18 protein-coding genes and 1 tRNA gene are annotated in these 21,495 nt (G+C 45.7%); 6 read left to right on the top strand and 13 right to left on the bottom strand.

The window, feature by feature from the left end:
* Window positions 1–68 precede the first annotated feature (68 nt).
* Window positions 69–368 (bottom strand): hypothetical protein, encoded by a 300-nt coding sequence (locus QUA74_RS08635; RefSeq protein ID WP_333327027.1) that lies wholly within the window; start codon window positions 366–368, stop codon window positions 69–71.
* 424 nt (window positions 369–792) lie between these two features.
* Here QUA74_RS08635 and QUA74_RS08640 point away from each other — a divergent pair, with 424 nt between their 5' ends.
* A complete protein-coding gene (locus QUA74_RS08640; protein ID WP_333327029.1) occupies window positions 793–1,416 on the top strand; it encodes an excalibur calcium-binding domain-containing protein in 624 nt (207 codons plus the stop codon).
* A gap of 239 nt (window positions 1,417–1,655) precedes the next feature.
* Here QUA74_RS08640 and QUA74_RS08645 read toward each other — a convergent pair whose 3' ends face one another.
* From QUA74_RS08645 to QUA74_RS08680, 8 genes are all read right to left on the bottom strand, one after another.
* On the bottom strand, window positions 1,656–2,474 hold the full coding sequence (locus QUA74_RS08645) for an ABC transporter ATP-binding protein (protein WP_333327031.1): 819 nt from the start codon (window positions 2,472–2,474) through the stop codon (window positions 1,656–1,658).
* Window positions 2,475–2,579: 105 nt separating this feature from the next.
* Entirely contained in the window at window positions 2,580–3,620 is a 1,041-nt protein-coding gene (locus QUA74_RS08650; protein WP_333327033.1) for an iron ABC transporter permease, read from the bottom strand.
* Window positions 3,617–4,648 (bottom strand): iron ABC transporter permease, encoded by a 1,032-nt coding sequence (locus tag QUA74_RS08655; RefSeq protein WP_333327035.1) that lies wholly within the window; start codon window positions 4,646–4,648, stop codon window positions 3,617–3,619. Before QUA74_RS08655 ends, QUA74_RS08650 begins: the two co-directional genes overlap by 4 nt.
* A gap of 104 nt (window positions 4,649–4,752) precedes the next feature.
* On the bottom strand, window positions 4,753–6,534 hold the full coding sequence (locus tag QUA74_RS08660) for an ABC transporter ATP-binding protein (RefSeq protein WP_333327037.1): 1,782 nt from the start codon (window positions 6,532–6,534) through the stop codon (window positions 4,753–4,755).
* A 27-nt stretch (window positions 6,535–6,561) separates the two neighbouring features.
* Window positions 6,562–6,963 carry a DUF1636 family protein gene (locus QUA74_RS08665; protein WP_333327039.1) on the bottom strand — a complete coding sequence of 134 codons (402 nt, stop codon included), beginning with the start codon at window positions 6,961–6,963 and terminating at the stop codon, window positions 6,562–6,564.
* A 4-nt stretch (window positions 6,964–6,967) separates the two neighbouring features.
* Window positions 6,968–7,798, bottom strand: a complete 831-nt coding sequence (locus QUA74_RS08670; protein ID WP_333327041.1) for an iron-siderophore ABC transporter substrate-binding protein — start codon at window positions 7,796–7,798, stop codon at window positions 6,968–6,970.
* Window positions 7,799–7,935: 137 nt separating this feature from the next.
* Window positions 7,936–10,974: a TonB-dependent siderophore receptor gene (locus QUA74_RS08675; protein WP_333327043.1), complete on the bottom strand. Its 3,039-nt coding sequence runs from the start codon at window positions 10,972–10,974 to the stop codon at window positions 7,936–7,938.
* A 330-nt stretch (window positions 10,975–11,304) separates the two neighbouring features.
* A complete protein-coding gene (locus QUA74_RS08680; RefSeq protein WP_333327045.1) occupies window positions 11,305–12,303 on the bottom strand; it encodes an AraC family transcriptional regulator in 999 nt (332 codons plus the stop codon).
* A gap of 254 nt (window positions 12,304–12,557) precedes the next feature.
* Between QUA74_RS08680 and radC the strand changes: the two genes are divergently transcribed.
* Both radC and QUA74_RS08690 read left to right on the top strand, forming a co-directional pair.
* Window positions 12,558–13,289 carry a RadC family protein gene (gene radC / locus QUA74_RS08685; protein WP_333327047.1) on the top strand — a complete coding sequence of 244 codons (732 nt, stop codon included), beginning with the start codon at window positions 12,558–12,560 and terminating at the stop codon, window positions 13,287–13,289.
* Window positions 13,290–13,606: 317 nt separating this feature from the next.
* Window positions 13,607–13,945: a DUF1815 family protein gene (locus tag QUA74_RS08690; protein WP_015176985.1), complete on the top strand. Its 339-nt coding sequence runs from the start codon at window positions 13,607–13,609 to the stop codon at window positions 13,943–13,945.
* Window positions 13,946–14,764: 819 nt separating this feature from the next.
* Here QUA74_RS08690 and QUA74_RS08695 read toward each other — a convergent pair.
* Window positions 14,765–15,811 carry an endonuclease/exonuclease/phosphatase family protein gene (locus QUA74_RS08695; protein WP_333327049.1) on the bottom strand — a complete coding sequence of 349 codons (1,047 nt, stop codon included), beginning with the start codon at window positions 15,809–15,811 and terminating at the stop codon, window positions 14,765–14,767.
* 252 nt (window positions 15,812–16,063) lie between these two features.
* Here QUA74_RS08695 and QUA74_RS08700 point away from each other — a divergent pair, with 252 nt between their 5' ends.
* The 3 genes from QUA74_RS08700 to QUA74_RS08710 all read left to right on the top strand — a co-directional run bounded on the left by QUA74_RS08700 (window position 16,064) and on the right by QUA74_RS08710 (window position 19,492).
* On the top strand, window positions 16,064–16,543 hold the full coding sequence (locus QUA74_RS08700) for a DUF4079 domain-containing protein (protein WP_006634842.1): 480 nt from the start codon (window positions 16,064–16,066) through the stop codon (window positions 16,541–16,543).
* A gap of 210 nt (window positions 16,544–16,753) precedes the next feature.
* The gene (locus tag QUA74_RS08705) at window positions 16,754–19,345 is read left to right on the top strand and encodes a ComEC/Rec2 family competence protein (protein WP_333327051.1); all 2,592 of its coding nucleotides are present in this window, start codon (window positions 16,754–16,756) and stop codon (window positions 19,343–19,345) included.
* 60 nt (window positions 19,346–19,405) lie between these two features.
* Window positions 19,406–19,492: transfer RNA gene (locus QUA74_RS08710), tRNA-Ser, on the top strand.
* Between the two features lie 134 nt (window positions 19,493–19,626).
* On the opposite strand, the gene QUA74_RS08715 is transcribed toward QUA74_RS08710, so the two are convergent.
* The 3 genes from QUA74_RS08715 to QUA74_RS08725 form a co-directional block, all read right to left on the bottom strand.
* Complete coding sequence (locus QUA74_RS08715; protein WP_333327053.1) at window positions 19,627–19,911, bottom strand: flagellar alpha dynein; 285 nt, start codon at window positions 19,909–19,911, stop codon at window positions 19,627–19,629.
* A 32-nt stretch (window positions 19,912–19,943) separates the two neighbouring features.
* Window positions 19,944–20,297, bottom strand: coding sequence for a hypothetical protein (locus tag QUA74_RS08720; protein ID WP_333327055.1), 354 nt, complete (start codon window positions 20,295–20,297; stop codon window positions 19,944–19,946).
* 175 nt (window positions 20,298–20,472) lie between these two features.
* Window positions 20,473–20,646: a hypothetical protein gene (locus QUA74_RS08725; RefSeq protein WP_333327057.1), complete on the bottom strand. Its 174-nt coding sequence runs from the start codon at window positions 20,644–20,646 to the stop codon at window positions 20,473–20,475.
* Window positions 20,647–21,495 lie beyond the last annotated feature (849 nt).

The following is a 21,495-nucleotide window of genomic DNA, read 5'->3' on the forward strand; positions in this document are numbered from 1 at the left end:
AAGTCATAAATCCTAAACTGTAACTTTTTTAAGCGGATTTTTGAGCTATCAATTGGAGATAAAAGTAATTAATAGCTGCAATTCGCTAGTCGGAGGTGCGTGATGTCCAGCTTGTTTGTATTAACTTTCATGTTTTCCACACCGGCTTTTTGTCTGGGTCTGCTAAATCCTAAATGGGTGGGACTAGGAACTCGCAAGCGATCGGCTGCCTTGTACGGCGGCTTGATGGCAGTTTCGTTCGTTTTGCTTGGGGTTACAGCACCTAAGGCGCCACAACCAGTTTCATCGGGGCTGCTGGCCTCAACTGAATGGCCAGAATTTAGGGTAAGCGCACCTTTGCGCTGAAGGTAGCTGGGTATGCAGCTCACTTTTTTGGCAGCATTACAAGAAATTTTACCAGGACTTACGCCCGGTTGGGGCCAGAAACGTAGTTTTTTAAGAAAAATACTTGGTTCTACTCATTTACTGCAATTAAAAACCCCGGTTTATAGGCGTCGGAGTGCGATCGCGAATTGTAGGAAAAAATCGTGGGTTTACTAACGAGAAATACACTCATCAGCCGGCTTTCACCCGCGTAGGATATCCAGCGTTCTATTTACTTTGTAAATCATAGGGATTTGTGAGTTGGTCGGTCGATAAATAAGGAAGTTAACTTCTCAGGACTTACGCACAGGGATTAAAGAAATCAGGTGGTTTAAACAGATATCCTTCGTGCTTCACCTCGGATTTTGGTAAAAGAAACCCGGTTTCTGCGTCCTGGATGACTTCTCTTTTTTACTGCTAAAAATCGCTATGTTTAATTTTTTCGTCTTAAGCTTTCTATTGTCTATCCCTGCCTTCTTTCTGGGTATTGTTAATCCGAAATGGGTGGCCGCACCAACCCGCAAGCGATCGGCCGCGATGTACGGCGGTTTGATGGTGGCTTCGTTTGTACTTGTTGGCGTAACCGCACCCAATCCGCTAAGCCAAGTTTCGGTGGCGCCTCCGGCCCCAACCGATCGGCTAGAATCATCTCAAACCGCTAAGCCATCACCGCTTTCGGCAGTGGTGACACCCAAGCCGGAGACTGTGAAAACCCTATTACCAACACCGAAACCTACAATTTCTCCTCCCGCACCTGCACTTGCCAAACCAGATCCCGATCGCAAATTGCCATCTTCAGTCAAATCTGTTGAACGAACCGCAGAGATTGCTCTTGATGCACAGCAGCCAAAGGAAGATACCAAGAAAGTTATTTACGAGTCTTCTAAACCTTCGGTTAAAAGTGCCGATTTTCCGAGTTGCGTTAACTCGGATTGCAACTGTTCTGACTTTGCGACTCAAGCCGAAGCGCAGCGAGTTTTAGAGGCATATCCGGGCGATCCGTTTAAGCTCGATCGAGATCGAGACTCGATCGCTTGCGAAACACTGCCTTAGATTTGATCTCAGTTCGCGATCGCAAAAACCCGGTTTCTTCACGTAATTTGGTCATATACGCTCGATCGCGACAACGAGAAACCGGGTTTTTTTGGGTAGCGTGCGATCGCGAACTGAACTAAAAACCAGTCGCACTGCTAGCCAGAAAGAACGATCGCGCCTGATTCAAAAGTTATCGGGAGCTCGTGGAGTGGCTGAATCAGACTTATCAGTCGTTAATGTACATTTTTGTTCCATTGCTACTCGCACACGTTTGTTTCCGAGGAAGTTAACTTTCCCTTACGTCCTATCGGCACACACATTGGCGTACCCAAAATTGGGTCAGAAATAATACGACACTCTAACTCAAAAACTGAGAGTATCATCTCCTCAGTCATTACCATTTTCGGTTCCCCAGCCGCAAAAATCTGACCATCTTTGACAGCAACTAGATAATCAGCATAACGGCACGCCTGATTCAAGTCATGCAATACCATCACAATTGTCCTTCTCTGACTTTGGTTCAACTCATACAACAAATCTAAAACTTCTATCTGGTGCGCCAAATCCAAAAAAGTAGTCGGCTCATCCAAAAGTAAAATATCTGTATCCTGTGCTAGTGCCATTGCAATCCAAGCTCGCTGTCGTTGTCCACCAGACAAAGTATCTAATGCTCTATCTGCCAACTTCAGTAAATCTGTAATTAAGAGTGCCTGTTGCACAATTGTTTCATCTTTGGCTGACCACTGCTGCAACCAATTTTGATAAGGGTAACGTCCTTGTGCTACCAAATCTCTGACTGTTAACCCTTCCGGTGCTACTGGCCCTTGAGGCAAAATACCCAACTGCTGCGCTACTTCCTTGGTGGAAAGCTTAAAAATTGAGGTGCTGTCAAGATATACAGTACCATGATCTGGTTTGAGAAGTCTTGCCAGACCTCTTAACAAAGTTGATTTACCGCAACCATTAGCACCAACTAAAGCACTAATTTGTCCGGTAGGAATGGCCAAATTTAAGTCTCGGATAATTGGCACACCATCATAAGCTAAAGATAAACCTCTGGTTGATAGTCCTTTCATAAGTGATACCATTTTAGATTTTGGATTTGAGAGTTTGGATTTAGGAAAACCTAAATTTTGGGTTGATAAAATATGATCTTTATCAAGTTCCCAGTCGCCAATTACTTATTTTTTGCGATTCCGAATTAACAAAAAAAGAAAATAAGGAGCGCCGATAGCAGCAGTTACCACGCCACAAGGAAGTTCGATAGGTGCAAACAACGTTCTTCCTAGCAAGTCTGCGACCACCACAATCACACCTCCTAACAATGCAGAAGTAGGAATTAACCCTTCATGATTTGTACCTACCAACTGTCTGCCTAAATGAGGTGCAATTAAACCGACAAAACCAATCATTCCCGCAGTAGCGACCCCTGCACCTGCTAAAGCTACACCCACCAGCACTAGCAAACCACGTTGCCATTCCACGCGAGTACCTAAACCTTTAGCGACATCATCTCCTAAATTTAAGGCGTTCAAATGTCTTGCCAATGTCAACGCCATTGGTACGAAAACAATCAACCAAGGTAAGAAGGAAAAGACTTGCTCCCAAGTGCGTCCGTAGACACTGCCAGCTAACCAAACCAAAGCATTACTAACGTCATAAATGTCCCCAAAGGTAATCATTAAACTGGTGAATGCACTGGCGATCGCAGACAAGCCAATACCCATTAAAATTAATAGAATCGGCGAACTACCGTTATTCCAAGCCAGGGAGTAAATTAAAACAGCCATCAATAAAGCACCTGCAAAGGCTGAAACAGGCAACGTATAAATCGGTGCTGATGGAAATAAGACAATTACTGTCACTGCTGCTAAACTTGCCCCAGCATTGATGCCAATAATACCAGGGTCAGCTAAGGGATTGCGTGTGAGACCTTGAAAGATAGTGCCAGAAATAGCAAACGCCACTCCCACCATGAAAGCGACAAGGGTGCGGGCTAGCCGTAGGTTATGAATCACGAAAGCATGGTCTGGGTTGCCTGTATCTAAACCAAATACAGTTTTGACGATATCCAAGGGCGAAATGGGATATTCTCCTCTGCCCACATTCATCACCATCGCCACTACAATCACCACTGCCAAACATAACAGCATCAGTGGCACACGTTTGTCTATGCGAAAAGATATCGCTTCGGAACGGATGACGAGCCAATCTAACTTCATTTCTTCACCTTTGACTTAGCCAAGTAGACAAAAAAGGGCGCACCAACCAGTGCTGTCATTATTCCCACAGGTAGTTCCTGGGGTTTAATTAATACACGCGCCGCAATATCTGCAACCAAAAGTAAAGTTGCACCTACCACTGCGGAATAAGGCAAAATCCAACGGTAATCAGCTTTGATGAAAAATTTCACGATATGGGGAACAACTAAGCCGATAAAGCCGATTGGGCCGGCAATAGATACGGCACTTCCCGCCAGTAAAACAACGCTAATTGCCGTGATGATTTTCACCCAAGCTGTCTGTTGACCTAAGCCTTTTGCTATGTCTTCACCGAGACTCATGGTAGTAATTTGTTTACCAAGGGCAAAAGCAACGACTAATCCAAGGGCGACGAAGGGCAGTGCTTGCAAGAACATATTGATATCGCGCCCAGCTAGTGAACCTGCTAACCAAAATCTAATTTCTTCTAAGGTGCGTTGACTGACGATCAGGATAGCAGTAGTCAGGGAAGAAATCAGAGCCGTGAGCGCAGCGCCTGCTACTGTGAGATTCAATGGTGTAGGCCCTCCTTTTCCTAGAGAACCAAGGAAGTAGACTAAAATTGCTGTGACTCCTGCACCCAAAAAGGCCACAATGGTTAAAACACTCAAAGACGAACTACCAAAAACAAAAATTGTGGCAACTACAGCCAATGCAGCCCCCGACTGAATACCTAAAATACCTGGATCTGCTAAGGGGTTGCGTGTCAAACCTTGCATTAACGCTCCTGATACTGCCAAGGCTGAACCTACGAGTATAGCAATGAGCGATCGAGGTAATCTTACTGTCTGAATGACTAGGTGATCGTAGGAACCATCAAAGGCAACAAAGGATGTCAAAATCTTTTCTAGAGGTATTTCTGCTGCACCTAACGTGACACTGTATACCAAGCAAATCAACAAGATAACCAGTCCCAAAACCAGACCAACTAAGGCTGATATTTGAGGCTTTTTCCATTCTCTATACGATTTTGTGAACCCTTTTGTCATTTTATGCACTCTCTCAACAATTAACTGTTTATTAGCCCTCAGATTGAACAGGGACATATCCAATTACTGGGTGTTGTTGTAGGCCGTTCCATCTAAGGCAAGTATTAATGAATCCCAGACTGTACGCGCCACAGACTGGCATAAATTCCATCAAGTGCTAGTAAATCCTCGTGCTTACCCTGCTCGACAATTTGACCGCGATCCATCACATAAATACAATGACTGTGACGAATTGTGGAAAGACGATGGGCGATCGCGATCGTAGTTCGATTTTGAGTAATCATCGCCAATGACTTCTGAATCGCCGCTTCCGTCTCATTATCCACCGCAGAGGTAGCCTCATCCAAAATCAAAATCGGTGGATCTTTGAGAATAGCACGGGCGATCGCAATTCGCTGCCGTTGACCACCGGAAAGTTTCTGACCTCTTTCACCGACGATAGTATCGTATCCTTGGGGTAGTTGCAGGATAAATTCATGAGCCTGGGCTAATTTGGCAGCATGGATAATTTCTTCATGACTAGCATCAAAACTGCCATAAGCAATATTTTCTGCAACCGTACCGTGAAATAAAAATACATCCTGACTCACCCAACCAATACAGCGTCGTAATTCCCCAAGTTGTAACTCCCGAATATCGATACCATCAACCAGGATTTGTCCGCCTTGGACTTCGTAAAAGCGTAACAGTAGCTTAACTAGGGTACTTTTACCAGAACCTGTTGCACCGACAATGCCAATGCTTGCCCCGCCGGGAATGTGCAATGATAAATCTTGCAGTACATTGGTGCGATCGTTGTATGCAAAGGTAATATTGTCAAGATGCAGCTCACCGCGTACTGTTTTTAACGGTAAAGGATGTTTCCCTGTGGGAATAGCAATGGGAGTATCTAACAATCCCATGACTCGTTTGGTGGAAGCCATAGCCCGTTGATACTCGTCCATAATTTCGCTCAAACTGGCAAAAGGCCACAGTAATTGCTGCACAATGAATACCATGAAACCATAGGTTCCCACAGTTAACTGATTATTTGCCACTGCAACCCCACCAAAAAACAGTGTGGCGATGAAACCGATTACAACCACTAATCGAATAGCTGGATAAAAAGCAGCAGAAAGTGCGATCGCACGGGCATTACTGCGGCGATAGGCTTCACTGTCAGTAAGGACACGACCTCTTTCGTAGGTTTCAGCAGTAAAGCTTTTAATTGTAGCAATCCCTGAGAGGTTATTAGCTAAACGACTATTAATAAATCCGGCTTTGTCACGGACATCTGCATAACGGGGTGCGAGTCGTTTCTGGAATTCTAATGAACCCCAGAATATGAAGGGTGTGGGTAGGATTGCCAACCAAGCTACAGTGGGGGCGATGAGAATAAATGAACCGCCTACAGCTAAAATAGTGGTGATAAATTGCAGAATACTAGCCGCCCCAGAATCAAGAAATCTTTCTAATTGATTGATATCGTCGTTTAATATTGACAAAAGTGTGCCTGTAGAGCGTTCTTCAAAGTAGCTCAGTTCTAGTTCTTGTAAATGGCTATAAGCATCAAGACGTAGCTCATGCTGCATGGTTTGGGCGAGGTTGCGCCACAGGCGATCGTAAATAAATTCAGATAGTGATTCTAAAGTCCAAATTAATAATGTTAATAATGAGAGGATTGCCAGTAGTCCAATGATGTTAGTAATCCCAATCTGGGCAATGATAGAGTTCTCTTTTTCCACTACGACATCTACTGCCACACCTATTAAATAGGATGGTGCCAGGTCGAAGATTTTATTGAGGATGGTAAAGGTTACAGCAGTGCATACTTGAAGGCGGTAGTTTTTGGCGTAGTGTAACAACCGTAGGAGGGGATGCTGTTTGGTTAATGGTAAAGAGGTCATGGTAAATGCTCAATTTAGAGAAGATAATTAATCAGAATTACTTTGGTTTTCATTAATTCCTACAGGAGGTATTTGGGCGAAAATAGCAGATTGTAACAGTTCAGGAATCTGTTTCCAAACTACATTCCCTTTAGCACTTTTGATATACAGTTGCATAAAATCTAGTAATGCAGTGGCACTTTCTCCGGGGGTGAGATTGACGAAGAGATAGGTGGGTTTATCTGGACTGGCGACGGATACCACACAGCCATGATTGCACGCCCATAAGCATCCCACTGGTTGAATTTCCACTTCATTGTCTGGGAATTGTTCGGCGCATAAAGTATTCAGCTTGTCAACTAAAATAGTGCCATCAAAAGGGGGATTTTTTGGTCGTTCTGCGGAGGAACGGTGGCAGGATTTGCAGATAAATAGGGTGTGTTTAGGCATAGGTTTATGGTGTGTTGACTAAATATTTAAAAAGGTCATCAATTACAGCGTCAGTTCCAAGCATATGTGTCGCCGCCCATGCCATAAAATCAACATAATAAACGTGATTCTCTTGAACGGCTTTAAGTTTTTTCCAAAGTGGCTCTTGTTGTTTTTTTGCCAGAAATTCCTTGCCATTTCTCGAAAAAGTCGTCACAAATAAAATATCACCATCTGCTTTTTCTAATTCCTCTAAGGAAATAGGAAAAGATCCATAGGTTGAATCAAGATTTTGTGCGGCTGGACGCTGCAAAAGCGCATCGCTGATAATAGAACCAGGAAATGAGTTTTTGGAATCAATGTATATCTGCTCACGCCCAACAGTTATGAAGGATATTTTTTTACCTTGATAGCGAGTTCCTAATGCTAGTTTTAGCTGTTCTATTCGCTGATAGTAGCGATCCCAAAGGGCTTTTTCAACCTTTTGCTTTCCCAGTGATTTAGCTACAAAACTCAGATGTTTTTGCCAGCTTATGAAATCAATCTCACCTAATACCGTAGGGGCAATTTTAGATAGTAAAGGATAAATGGGCTTAAACCAATCTACACCAATAATTAAATCTGGTTTGAGTCGTAACGTTGCTTCTAAATTTGGTTGTGAAAGTCCAAGTAATTTTATTCCCTCCGTTTCACCATTAATGGATGTCAGAGAGTTTCCCTCTACGTAAACTTCGTTAGTTGTCCCGATGGGTTTAACCCCAAGTGCGAGGACATTGCCTAAAGTACATGAAGATAAGGTGACAACACGCTGGGGGTTAATAGGAACACAAGTTTCCCCCATTGTGTGTTTAACCATGCGACATTCTGCGGTTGATTGTTTAGGTAAAGAGGATATATTTTGAGATGTGTGGAGATTGCAAGCTGTAACTAGAGTAAATCCGAAAAGGCCTAATATTAGCCAGTAGGAAAAATGTCGCATGATTGTCTCAATTATTAAAACTGCCAAGAAATAGTTCCTTGAATTGTAAAAGGTTGTCCATAATAAACACGATTACCTAGCGAACTTTCAAAATATTCTACGTCAAATAGATTTTTGAAGTTGAGTGCGGCTGTGAAGCGATCTCGTTTATAGAAAATAGAGGCATCAGTCCGAAAATAGCTAGGTACAGTATAGGTATTGTTAAAATCAACGCGATCGCCCACATAAAACAAGCCTATTCCAGCACCTAAGCCTTGTAGATTACCTTCTTGAATCTCGTAGCTTGTCCATAAGTTAAAAGAGTGATTTGCACTATTTGACAATCGGCTTCCAGGTGTCAAAGTATTATCTTTAGTAACACGGGCATCGATATAAGCATAGCCCGCAAAAATATTCCATCCTGGTAAAATTTCGCCCGCCAGATTCAGTTCTACCCCTTGGCTATTCTGCTCACCGACTTGAATGGAAAAGTTTGGTCTGTTAGGGTCTGCTGTGGTGACATTGGTACGGGTCAAATCAAACAAGGAAAGCGTTGCTGAAAGTCGATCGTTCAAATCTGCCTTTACCCCAACCTCATACTGATTACCGCGTTCTGGCTTGAAGGAAGAGTCAACACCAAAAAAGTATGAGCCGCCTGGTGGAGTAAATGAGCTTGTATAGCTGGCGTACAGTGAGATTGCAGGGATGGGTTGATAGACAATCCCAACGCGAGGACTGAATGCACTATCTGTCCCACTGCTTTCTGTGTTGCTGATTAAATCTTCATATTTTCGATCGATAAAGTCAAACCGCTCACCCAACAAAATCTTCAAGTTATCGGTCAGTGCAACTTGATCTTGAAGATAAATTCCTAATGAGTTTGTCTGCTGTCGAATCCCAAAAGAAGACGGGAGTGTTGCTCCTCGCGGTTGACCGTATACAGGATTGAAGATATCAATTGATGCCGCCTCGAATTCATCGATTGGTGGATCAAAGTTGTCAAAACGATTTAAATCAAATCCCAATAATAGCTGATGCTGAATTGAACCTGTGGAAAACCTACCAATCAGATTTGTCGTCATCGCATAATTTCTATTTTCGGAAGAGCTTTCGGACGCTGATCTCGTAAAAGTCCGATTGTCGTCTGCATCTAGACTCCCAGCATTTGTGCGTCGTTGATAGAGATCGCGAAATGCAAACCTAAACGCATTGTTTATCGACCAATTTTCGCTAAACTTATGGTCTAACCGGTATCCAAGCCTAATAATTGTCTGCTCAAAACTATCAGAAGGTTCAAAAAGGTTGAGATTACGGGACACTTTCCCGTTTGGGTTAGGTAATACACTACCAATGACAGGTACGCCAGATGCGATCGTATCCCTTGTCCTGATATATTCTGCTTCCAAGGTCAGGTTAGTTTGCTCTCCGAGCGCTATACTGATTACGGGCGATACATTTAAGCTTTCACCATTAAATAAATCGACAAAACTACCTGAGTTTCTGTAGGCTAAATTAAGACGATATAAGACTGTCTTCGAGTCATTTAGCGGTCCCGACAAATCAACTGCACCTCGATAAAAACTATAGCTGCCAATCGTTGCATTAACAGCATAGAAAGGGTCGCGCAAAGGACGTTTAGATACGAGGTTGATGCTTCCTCCTGGATTACCTAAACCAAATAGCACTGATGCGGAACCTTTGAGAACTTCAACTCGCTCAATACTGGAAAGTTCGCTGACCTGTCCAGACAATGTATCAATTAGTCCATCCCTGAGAAGATTCGTCTCTGTTACATCGAATCCGCGAATGCTATAGAAAGTAAGTGGCCCAAAGTTAAAAGCCTGATTGACACCAGCAACATTTCTAAGTGCATCCTCTAAGCGAGTCACCTGTTGGTCGCGCAGCACTTCTTGAGGCACCACTTGAATCGATTGGGGAATGTCACGCAAAGGTGTATCAGTTTTTGTCCCAGTCGTAGTATTCGGAACGCGATACCCATCTCGTCGATCGCCCGTCACGACTAACTCAATTAGCCGCCGATCGGTTTGTGCCGATGGTTCCTCTTGCGGTGTCTCACTCGTGGGCTGCTCTGGTTCTAGTTGCAGTGGAGGCTGCGTCGCAATGGCCGCAGAGGTTATACCAAAAACCAGACCTGCATCATCATTAAATAACTCAACCGTTGGTAAAGTTTTATCACCTACCACCGTCACCCGAATAGTATTGGCATCCAGATTAGTTACCGTTATCTCAGTAATCCCCTCAACTGGATTTGGGGAACTGAATGTAAAAGCATCGCCCGACGGTAAACGCAGTTGGGCATTAGGAATATCAGCAATAAAGTTATTATCAGCACTGCGATCAGTGATTTGCAATCGTTCTCGAACAGTCGTCTGTAAAATCACCTCCACACCTTTCTCTGTGGGTCTAGCTTGCACTCCCGTCACCTGTACAATTTCTGATGAGGGGGCTGTTTGGGGTGCTGGCGACTGCACCAGCATGATTGCGCTAGTGCTGGGATGCTCAACTTCACTCAATTGCCGAATTTTTCCAGTCAACAGAGATTGTACATTTTCCTGACTTTCAACTTCCTGCTTTTCACCCATTGGTTGAATTTCTGCCGATGTAACTTGCACAATTTCACCCCCCTGGCCTTGGTAAGGGGGGACGGAAGGCAGGGCTGTTTCATTCGACTTAGGGGCCGTGCCCCCGTGCCGGCCCTCTTGGTCTGACATGCCGATCGAATCGTCTGGGTCGGGGGTAGGCACGGGGGCACTATCCCTAAAAAATTCACGTTTTTGGTGAGAATGAAACCGCCCTTGGACGGAAGGGGGGTTAGTTGGTGCTGGCGACTGCACCAGCATGATTGCGCTAGTGCTGGGAAGCTCAACTTCACTCAATTGCCGAATTTTTTGAGTCAACAGAGGTTGTAAATTTTCCTGACTTTCGACTTCCTGCTTTTCACCCATTGGTTTAATTTCTGCCCATCCCGGCCCAATGGCAACAGCATTCAAGCATCCCGATAGACTCAGTAAAAACCACAGTCGCCCACTACCAGACAAACACCAACGCTTCATCGCAACTCCCAATACACCAGCTTTTTGCAGAACTTGACTGAATTAATCCGCTTTGCAGTAATATCGCTCCCCCAAGAGGTGTCAACTTAACGTCAAACCCAGTCACAGAATGCTGTTTGACTATTAAATCTAGATCCCCCCTAGCCCCCCTTAAGAAGCTACCGTGTACACACAAGCTCCTTACCAAGGGGAGGGTGCGCGACATCGCGGGTGGGGTGCTTCAAGAGTTATTAGGTGTTAGACCCAAACTCGATTACTGCAAATAGTTTCTAATTCAATGGAGGTGAGTATAGAGAATCAATCGCAAGTGCGTCTATGCCAAAAACCGCATTATGTGCCTGAAAACGACTTTCTACCAAATAAACATCCGCTCGGCGTGATACCAAACCTGCGCTTAAAGGCTTCAGCAAAGCGTCTTGGCTCGGAATAACCAACTCGGTGAGCAACCTCAGTAATAGTTATGTTTCCTTGACGCAATAACTGCTCTGCCGATTCCATACGTTTCTCTGTCAGGTAGCTAAATGCTGTTTTGCCAAACAGTTCCTTAAATCCACGTTGCAGAGTGCGATCACTCACCCCGACACTTTGCGATAATTCCAGCAATGACGGCGGATTCTCCAAACGTGCCACTAAAATTTCCCTAGCCAGATGAATCCGGGCGATGGTGTCTGTCTTCAATCGCGGCGATGGTTGCAGTCCGTCTTGAGCAGATAAGATGGGAGCTAACTGCAACGCCATTAGTTCCAACACCTTACCCTGTAAATACATCCGCTTTGTCATGCCCTGGAAAGGACAGTTGACAATTTGCTGTGCTACTCCCTGAATAGCCGCCGTAGTTTCCGGGTAGAGCAAAGTCTGCCAATCATTACCCTTTGCCAACAGACGCAACTGCTGGGGAATTTCTCCTGTTTCATCGGGGAAAAAAGTTGCCAGCAAGTCAGGAGGCATATGAATGTCAACGCCCACCTGTCGAGATTTGGGGGATTTTGTAAGCATTTTGCGTTGAATACCGCTACCAGAAATACACGTATATCCTTCCCCTGACTGCCCCCCGTATTCGTCTATGACTTTGCCGGAAAGAAGAACGCAAAATTGCAGTGGGTGATCCCATTCAGGGATTTTATATAGGACCTCATCGTGATATTCATAGTCCAAAATCGCAAGCCAAAGATGAGGGTGCACCTCAATATCCCGTAAGTAGCCTTTGCCGAGTTGCTTGGGCATTTCACAGAGGATTTCAAATGGTTCTGGTTCTGGTGGTTGGAGGCTGTTGTGGTTAGCTTCTGCCCACAGTTCCCAATCCTCTTTCATCGTCAGGGTGATGGTCATAGCTGGATGATCTCTAAAAATTAATGATATTTATTATCAATAATCTTACCGCGAATGCTCAATACCATAGAATATTAAGTAGGGCTTGCTGATCGAGATCGAGACTCGATCGCTTGCGAAACGCTAGGTTAGATTTGCTCTGCCAACAGCCTCGGTTAATAATGAAGGCTTTTTTCGGTGATTGTACCAATTGAAGAACGCAAATCGATCGGCTAAAATTGTGCAATTGTTGAGCTTGCGGTGCTGGTGCATCTATGACTTACAGCTTGAGAATTGTCGATTTGCCAACGAGTGAACGGCCACGGGAACGGCTGATGGCGGGCGGCCCGAAAAGTTTGGCGACTGCAGAATTGATTGCGATTCTCCTGGGTACTGGTCAGGGACCCGGCAAACTTTCCGCCGTCGGACTCGGACAGTATATTTTAAATCAGTTGAGTTTGCATTCCCGTGATCCTCTGGCTGTGCTACGCAGTATTAGCGTTCAGGAGTTGACGCAGATTCATGGGATTGGCCCTGCTAAGGCAACTTCGATTTTGGCTGCGGTGGAGTTGGGGAAGCGGGTATTTCAGTCGCGGCCGCCGGAAATGGCGGTGGTTGACTCTCCGCAAGCGGCGGCGGATGCCCTGAGTCAGGATTTGATGTGGCAGTCTCAGGAACGTTTTGCTGTGGTGCTGCTGGATGTGAAAAATCGGTTGCTGGGTACTCAGGTAATTACGATCGGCACAGCAACGGAAACTTTGGCTCACCCTAGGGATATATTTCGCGAGGTCATCCGCCAGGGGGCGACGCGGGCGATTATCTCGCACAATCACCCCTCCGGGATTGTGGAGCCAAGCCCGGAGGATATTGCTTTGACGCGACAGTTGCTGGCGGGAGCGCAGTTTTTGTCGATTCCGCTACTGGATCACTTGATTTTGGGGAATGGCGATTTTCGGAGCTTGCGGCAGACGACGACGCTTTGGGACGAGTATCCCCAGGGCGATTGAACTCTTATACTTAACTAATTTCATTACTATCATTAGTTATTTGTATCTTTGCCCGATCCGACGGGTGAATCAGCTCTGACAGCAGGCAAATTTTCAGGCTGGAGTCCCCCGCGAGAGCCTGTTTTGGCTGAATGTCGCTGCTGATACTTCGTTTCGAGCACAACTCGGTTAATCTAGTATAGGTAGGCTGAAGAGGTCGCTAATCCGATTTTTTTTGAGCATACTAAACGTATACTGAACCAGCACCTAAATACCCATTTATTAAGCAATTATTAAATGGGCTGTAAAATACACGGTGTGGTGATAGGAGGAGAACTGTGTTTCTGAGACTTGCAGAACAACACCGTAAATTCGTTCAAGATTTGGTAATGAATCTCCAAGCTTTAGCGATCGTGCTAGAGCATCGGGGTTATCTGGCATCCTGCTACACTTGCGGGGGTCAGATGAACAGTGCCTCATTTATGGTCAGTTTGACGGACAACCATCTGATTCGATTTTTAGTGTCAGATTACGGTATCACTTGGACTGAGATGCGGGACGACCGCGAACTCATGAAACTAGAAGGTGCAGAAGCGATTAATCAGTTACAAGAACTGGCAAATCTCGTAAAGTATCAAATCCAACCTTCGGAAGCTACTTTAGCGACGGCGCAGTGAGTGTAGCGATTGCACGGTTCCGAGGAAGGCGACGCAAGAAAGTGGGTGCTTGTCTGCTAAAACCGAATCCCCAGCGAGTTAGTTGAGAGGGTTGACGTGTTGCACAGCGATGGCTGCTCAACATAGAAGGGTGCTTTCAGACGGTTTAGCGCTCAGTCGATCGAAGTGAGCCTGGGCAGACGGCATACTATATGCCAGAAGTCTCAAACTTGGAACCTCTAGTTTTTTTCAGCAGTTGATTCTCCCTTGAGAGCGATTAGCAAAATGTAGAAGTGTGACTCCTCGTCGGCTGCGATGTTAATTTCTCACTTGGCATTCAAAAGTCAAGGAATTGAAATTAACTTTAAGCAGGCAGGTAGAATTTAACATCCAGAGTGAGGATGAGGCTGTGAAGATTGGGTGAAGCGCATACCGGAGGCTATGGCCTAGGGGCGATTCAGCAGTCAACTGCCAAGCCGGTAAGGCTTAATTCGAGCAATTAGTGAGTGCTTGATTGAAAACATCTTCATTTGTCTAAAATTCCTGGTTTGGATAGCCGCGAATTCCATGAGACTGTTGGCGAATCAATACTTTGTTGGCTTGGGGGGTTTAATAATGAACTGCCAAGATGCCAAGTACGCCAAGAAGGAAGAAGAAAGAGAAACAGGGAAAGAAAAATTAATTGCGGGTAATTACCGGAAATGATCTAAGAGGGGTGCGACGGGAGCAAATGTGGGGTGTCACCCTTCACGGATTCGCCAACAGCATCATGATCTTCGCCCGCAGCTTTAATTGACACCAATTCCATTGTGGTAGCCCCACAAAAGTGTTGTCCACCCCCTACACTCGTCCTAATTTCGGTCGCATCCGCAGTTCTGCCCACATGGGCAGATGCTCTGAACCAATTGGCGGTAAAACCTTGGCTGATTTCGCCCCCCAGTGCTGAGAATACCAAACATAGTCAAGCCTCACCAGGGGAAAAGTTAATTTCCAGTTTAACTGTTTAACCAGTAAACTCAAATCCCATCCGTGAGGAAAAGTAAAGCCAAAACCCACTCCTGCTGTTCGGAAAGCATCTTGCATAACCGCTTTCAAATAAGAGTAGTCTTGAGACTGGTCAGTCAGATTAAAGTCCCCGGCGGCAATAGTCGGCAGCGTTTCTTTCTGGAGTCGTCGCACTAAATCTTGAATTTGTGCCGGTCGGTCGCCGTAGTCGTAAACTGGGATTTTGAGAAAAGGCAAAATTTTATGCTGGCGAAACCACGGTGGGGTTGTTGAAATGTTATAAAGAACTACATCTTGCTGGTTCATTTCGATAATAGCTCGTTCCTGTGGTTCGTTCCCACCGGCTAGCTTTAACTTGTGGAAAGAGCGAATCGGATATCGGCTGAGAATCACATGGTATCCGCGCCCCAGGTGGTGCGGGTATAATGCCACCAACTTAGAGAATACTTCTTGGGCGTAATCCTCCTTAATTTCTTGCAAACAAATGAGGTCTGGTTTTTCTTGCTGAATTAGGTTAACCAAAGCTTGTGGGGATTTGTGATGCCAGCCGAGGTTGAGAGAAAAAACCTTGAGGGTTGGCTGGGAGTCACTGATCTTCGCCGACTGGGGAGAAAAGTAGGTGACGTGTAGCCAACCCAGCAGGCAGAGGCTAGCCACAGATGAAACAATCGCGAACCAGCGTTTCTTTATGAGAAAAAACCCTAGAATTGGCAGCAGGAAGATTGGCAAGAAAATCCAAGGAACAAAATCCCCCATCAAGGCAACCGGCCACAACCTGTCCCAAAAGATCAGTCTCAGAATCAGATAGCTGACAATCAGTGCTGAGTAAGCGTAGGCGAGCAGTTGAGCAATTCGCTGCAAAAATCGGTAAGGCTTAATCATAGCGCCGTCTGCAATAGCATCCTCTTACTGGTGTGGGGACAAAAAACTGGATACTGCTCAGCTCAAATTAACTGAAATGGCAGATCCCCTGCTGAGGCTAGGTAATACACTTCTCCTGTGTCCGGCTCTTTTATTTTATACAGACTTCGGGCTGGAAACAGTGATTGAAAATCACGATTGGTATATTGCTATTTATAGTAAGTTGTTGGTTAAACCAAAATTAGCGATCGCAAAGTTAGGAATCTCAAGCAAATGATCAATCTCAGCGAACTACTCGAACCCATCGCCAGTCAATTTCGCAGTCTGGGAATTCCCGAACCAATTACCCATTGGGGACACCCTGTAATGATGGGGATCGTGGTAGTGGCAATGGGCAGTTTTGTCGGGTATACGGGATGGCAAGGACGTTTGGCCACCGATAAAGATGTCGCACTCAAAAGTCGCTCGGATCACCGCAAGCTTGCACCGTGGATGTTTCTGTTTCTAGCTTTGGGCTATACAGGCGGCTTGCTGTCGCTGGTGATGCAGCACCAGCCAGTCATGGAAAGTCCGCATTTTTGGACAGGTTCGGCGGTGCTGGTTTTACTGGCTGTTGGCAGCTTGATTTCGCTAACGGGTTTTGGGGGCAATAAGCTGGCACTGCGTGCGGTTCACGCTTATTTAGGCACGACAGCCCTTGCACTTATGGTGCTGCACGCGGCTTTCGGTTTAAAATTGGGGCTGTCTATTTAGAAGAGGAAGAAGAAGGGGAAGGGGAAGGGAAAGAATGTAAGGAAAGAAATTTTTCCATAACTTACGCACGGGTAGCCAGAAACAGGTTTTTTATCGAAATACACGGCGTTTAGCCTTTGATCCTGATTAAAAAATCCGGTTTATTTGGTAAGGAGTGCATAAGTTCCGCATAGTTTTCCCTGAAATATTCCCCCTCTCAATTACTAATTAATGAATCAAGCAACGGGTGTCATCTTCTGTCTTGCATACATTTTGGGATTGATTTCTACAGCGGTTTCTTGGGGTAGATACGCGATACTTGCTTTGGGAGTAGCGGTAGCGATCGCCCTGCCAAAATTGTTGCGAAAATTTACTAAAAATTCTGTCAAAGTCACCAATAAAAGACGCAGCAGACAAAAAGAAAATCCTCTTGAAGCACCCTTAGATGCGAGGGAAGAGTTGAGTTTGTTGGAGATGCTGCCGAGAGCGAAATGGGTGTGGGCAGTTGCGGGTTTGGTGGCATTTCTAGCGAGCGTTTATTTTGCAGTTCGATCGCCCCAACCAGCAATAGATGACATCAGCAAACTGATTCCGGCTGGCGGGAATACTCAAGAAGTGGCAGTGACAGTTCGCGGTAGAGTGGTCAGTACACCTCGATTGACTCGATCCGGTCGATCGCAATTTTGGCTAGAAACAGATTTAGTTAGCGAAATCAACGGCGGCGAGGGAGGAGCAGTTGTCAACCGCCCAGTATCCGGCAAACTTTACGTTACATTGCCCCTGCTGCAAGCAACGGGTTTGTACGCCGACAATACGATCGCAGTTGTGGGTTCCTTGTACAAACCGCAGCCGCCGTCGAATCCAGGGGCTTTTAATTTTCAAGCATATTTAGCCAGAGAAGGGGCTTTTGTAGGGCTCAAAGGTCGTCAAATCGACTGGAGGAGAGAAAAAGCGATCGCAGATGTAAATCGAGTTAACAGCCAAACGGCTGCTTTCTTGGAGCCAAGCGGGATGCAGCCATCGAAAATTCAAGCGATGCGGCAGCGGATCGTGCGATCGCAGCTATCGCAGTTAAATGTTCCCGAAGGCCCGCTGATCAGTGCGATCGCCCTCGGCAAACAAGCAGTAGATTTACCTTACAACATCCGCGACTCTTTTGTGCAGGCTGGATTAGCCCACGCGATCGCAGCTTCCGGCACTCAAGTTTCTATGGTTTTGGCTTTAGTTCTAGGTTTAACCAGGCGTTTTTCCAAACAATTACAATTTAGTTTTGGCGTCGGTGCTTTATTTTTGCTTGTGGGATTAACTGGCTTTGAAGCTTCAGTATGCCGTGCGGCTTTGATGGGATTTGGAACATTATTTGCTTTGGTGCTGAACCGCCAAGTTAAGCCGCTGGGATTGCTGTTAATCGCTGCTACTATTTTACTACTGGTTAACCCTTTGTGGATTTGGGATTTAGGTTTCCAACTGAGTTTTTTGGCGACTTTGGGGTTAATTGTGACAACGCCGCCACTGATGGCAAAGTTGGACTGGATGCCTCCCGCGATCGCTTCGATTGTGGTGGTTCCGATCGCCGCTTCAGTTTGGGTGCTGCCGCTGTTACTTTACGTTTTTAGTGTGGTATCACCTTACAGCATTTTAGTCAATATTATTGCGGCTCCTTTGCTGTGGATTTTGAGTATTGGGGGAATGATTAGCGCTTTAGCTGGATTGATTTTTCCGCCTGCTGGAAGTGTTTTTGTGCAAGTCCTAGACTATCCGGCAAAGTGGTTAATTGCGATCGCCGAATATTTCTCGCAATTGCCCGGTAATTCGGTAGCTGTCGGTCAAGTATCGGTGTTTCAACTAATCGCGCTTTACAGTTTAATTTGCTGGGTTTGGATTGGGGGAAGAAACAAGAAGAAAGAAGGAAGAGGGAAGAAGGAAGAAGGAAGAAGGAAGAAGGAAGAGGGAAGAAGGAAGAAGGAAGAAGGAAGAGGGAAGAAGGGTAAAAGTAGAGTTGTTTCGCTGCCGAGTTTTTCATCTGCTTGGATTTTACCGCTGGCGCTGGTGGCGGGAATAAGTATCATAGTTTTGCCAGCTTGGCACGTTCAAGCATCTTTATTTCAAGTTACTTTGCTGGCGACATCGGGCGAACCAGTGTTAGTAATTCAAGATAGGGGAAAAGTGGCGCTAATTAATAGCGGTGATGAAAATACCGTAAGGTTTACAGTGCTGCCTTTTTTGCAGCAGCAAGGAGTTAATTCGGTCAATTTTGCGATCGCCACTCACGGTCATTTAGGTTTGAGCAGTGGTTGGGGAAAATTACTAGAACGCTTGCCAATTAAAACATTTTATGATATTTATGCTCCGAAACAAATTCACCGTGGCAACAATCAGGAATTTATAACGGCTGTGCAATCTCGCCAAGGCGTTTACTTTCCTTTAGAAACTAACAGTGCAGTCGATCTGGGTTCGACGCGGTTGCAGTTCGTGAATGCGGAGATTCCGGTGGTAGAATTCCTGGTGGGAAATCGAACTTGGTTGCTCGTCGGTGAAATGACACCGGAAGTGCAAAAAAAATTGGCAGCAACGGGAACCTTGAAGCCGGCTCAAGTGCTGTGGTGGTCAGGAAAAGCCCTGACGGCTGAGTTATTAAGCGCGGTTGGGCCGCAAGTGGCGATCGCATCTGCTAACGAAATCGACCCAGAAACCGCAGCCCAACTGCGCCAAAGCAAAATCCAGATATTCTGGACAGGGCGCGACGGAGCCCTCCAGTGGACTCCAGCAGGGGGATTTAAGACCACTCTGGAATCTGAAGAAAATCAAACTTCTTTTTTATAAAGATTTACAATCTGGCGCACTGTGCGGTAAAATAATTTTAGCTCACATCTCAAATCAATTGGAGAGGTGGCAGAGCGGTTGAATGCGGTAGACTCGAAATCTATTTTAAAGGCAACTTTAACGTGGGTTCAAATCCCACCCTCTCCGTACATTCCTTACTCCACAAGGCTTTGATGCTATCCGCTTCTTTAGCCACACGTGCAGTTTTATAGGCAGTGGTATATATGAGTGGTATATGCACCACTGCGGTATATACCACTTTTTGTTTTAACTCCACCCCATCAAGCGGGCGATCGGTCAGACAGGAGTATTTCTAAAATTGCCTCCACGTCTGCCATGTCCGCCTTAGACTTTTTGCGCCGTGCCTTGAGTTGGTTGAGCACGTCGGCCGATGCTGGAAACTCTGCCACGGTCGGAGCTGAGTTTTTATTGGCTTCCCGATCGCGCCGCACTTCCTTGAGATCTTGCTCCAACATCTGCACCTTCAGACCCAAATCGCCGTTGCGCTCGTGTAACTGATTCAGTTCTGCATCCCATTCTGTAAGTTGCTTGTTAGCCGCTTTCAATTCCTGCCTGAGCGATTCATCGTTGCCATCGCTCAGGCACTCAATTTTCCCAGCCGTTCCTCAATGGTGGCCATCCGTTCCATCACGGGGTCAAGGCGATCGGCTACAGCCTTGTCTACAGTTTCTGCCATAGTTGTAGACAACTCTGTAGACACGACGCTGTTATGGTCTCCTGTAGACAAATCTGTAGATATTGTATACAAGGCTGTAGCGTCATCCTGTGTAGACAATGTAGACAATGTAGACAGGGTTGTAGACGCGCCTGATATTTTCTTGAGAATGCGTTGTGCAGCTTGACTGACCGACTCACCATCTAGTCTTTGAGCTTCTATCCAGTTCAAGAAGTGACCGGAAGCCCTGAACGATACGACTTGACTTTGACTCATTGTAGACAGTTGTATACAGTATTTGTCTACAATAACTGATAACTGTCAACATATTGTAGACAAAACTTGTTGACATGAAAATCCCCGCATAGGGACGGGATTTAGCCGTCAATCAGAGATAACCGCTGCCAATCAGCACAGGCTTACTAGCAGCGATTTCTAACTCAGAGAAAGCTTAAAGCTTCATCAGGTCGGAACCTTCAAACTCAAACTGCCGAATATTCCTAACAGGCTTATCAAACTTGACGAGATAGCTCGTGCCAGTGCTGCTGTGCCAAATATCTGCAATCTCACCGCGAGCGCCTTGATAAATACCCCCTCCATCTTTAACCACAACTTGCTGACCCAACTGGAAAGTCCTAGGCTCCTTTGGGTGGCCACTGGTTTAGCAGGTTGGGGACTCAGCAATAAGTTTTCTGATTTTTCAGAAGGTGGTGAATTTGTGACTACAGTGACTACAGTAGGCTCTAAATCCATATCATGCAAGGATTCTGACTGTAGTCTACCCTTGACTACAGTGCTTACTTTTCACGGCATCTCTCAAAGGTAGAGTAGGAGGTCATTCTAGGCAAAAGGGGTAGATGGTGTGCGATTCGTTGAAAGGTGAATCACGGTGAAAGTCCGTACATAGCGTTTCCAGTCACAAGGCTGAACTCTCGGTCTGATAAGGGTGCAAGTCCCTTCTGCCAGACTCAGGTATGACTCCCTACCTGCCCACACCGACCGAGCTCGATTCTCGGAGAGTGAAGCTGGGAACAGGACGCAAACAGACATCTAATGTGAGGTGACACTGGTGTTAATGGGGAGTTCCGATGGTGAAATTGAGCCTAGAAAAGTAACTTAGCCCCAAGCGGGACACAGACAAAAACTCCCGACTTCACTGGAGCTTATTCCCGCCGAATCATACTATCAATATCGGCAAGAGTCCAGGGAATCCAGCAGTTAAATTGGCTCCACCTAAAGGAACAATCAATCTAACCGAGGGAACGAAGAAAAACGAACTAAGGGTCAAGGGGAAGTCGAACCCTTTCGTAGGCTAGACGAGCAGCGGAACCTTCTTAGTTCGGGTAGGACAGACCGTAATTGGTCTGAGGTGTTCAGAAAACATAAGTTAGAGCAGAGCATGATTAGACACAGCAGCAATGTTAGTGAATCTTGGAAGACGTTACCTTGGAAGAAATTCCGAAGGGACTTATTT

Source organism: Microcoleus sp. LAD1_D3 (genome assembly GCF_036702135.1).
In the GTDB taxonomy this organism is placed as follows: domain Bacteria; phylum Cyanobacteriota; class Cyanobacteriia; order Cyanobacteriales; family Microcoleaceae; genus Microcoleus.

What these genes read in the sequence shown, in the direction of transcription:
- QUA74_RS08695 (WP_333327049.1), bottom strand. Translation starts at nt 15,811, where the DNA reads ATGATTAAGCCTTACCGATTTTTGCAGCGAATTGCTCAACTGCTCGCC.
- QUA74_RS08665 (WP_333327039.1), bottom strand. Translation starts at nt 6,963, where the DNA reads ATGCCTAAACACACCCTATTTATCTGCAAATCCTGCCACCGTTCCTCC.
- QUA74_RS08645 (WP_333327031.1), bottom strand. Translation starts at nt 2,474, where the DNA reads ATGAAAGGACTATCAACCAGAGGTTTATCTTTAGCTTATGATGGTGTG.
- QUA74_RS08720 (WP_333327055.1), bottom strand. Translation starts at nt 20,297, where the DNA reads ATGAGTCAAAGTCAAGTCGTATCGTTCAGGGCTTCCGGTCACTTCTTG.
- QUA74_RS08655 (WP_333327035.1), bottom strand. Translation starts at nt 4,648, where the DNA reads ATGACAAAAGGGTTCACAAAATCGTATAGAGAATGGAAAAAGCCTCAA.
- QUA74_RS08640 (WP_333327029.1), top strand. Translation starts at nt 793, where the DNA reads ATGTTTAATTTTTTCGTCTTAAGCTTTCTATTGTCTATCCCTGCCTTC.
- QUA74_RS08680 (WP_333327045.1), bottom strand. Translation starts at nt 12,303, where the DNA reads ATGACCATCACCCTGACGATGAAAGAGGATTGGGAACTGTGGGCAGAA.
- QUA74_RS08670 (WP_333327041.1), bottom strand. Translation starts at nt 7,798, where the DNA reads ATGGTTAAACACACAATGGGGGAAACTTGTGTTCCTATTAACCCCCAG.
- QUA74_RS08660 (WP_333327037.1), bottom strand. Translation starts at nt 6,534, where the DNA reads ATGACCTCTTTACCATTAACCAAACAGCATCCCCTCCTACGGTTGTTA.
- QUA74_RS08650 (WP_333327033.1), bottom strand. Translation starts at nt 3,620, where the DNA reads ATGAAGTTAGATTGGCTCGTCATCCGTTCCGAAGCGATATCTTTTCGC.
- QUA74_RS08675 (WP_333327043.1), bottom strand. Translation starts at nt 10,974, where the DNA reads ATGAAGCGTTGGTGTTTGTCTGGTAGTGGGCGACTGTGGTTTTTACTG.
- QUA74_RS08700 (WP_006634842.1), top strand. Translation starts at nt 16,064, where the DNA reads ATGATCAATCTCAGCGAACTACTCGAACCCATCGCCAGTCAATTTCGC.
- QUA74_RS08705 (WP_333327051.1), top strand. Translation starts at nt 16,754, where the DNA reads ATGAATCAAGCAACGGGTGTCATCTTCTGTCTTGCATACATTTTGGGA.
- radC (WP_333327047.1), top strand. Translation starts at nt 12,558, where the DNA reads ATGACTTACAGCTTGAGAATTGTCGATTTGCCAACGAGTGAACGGCCA.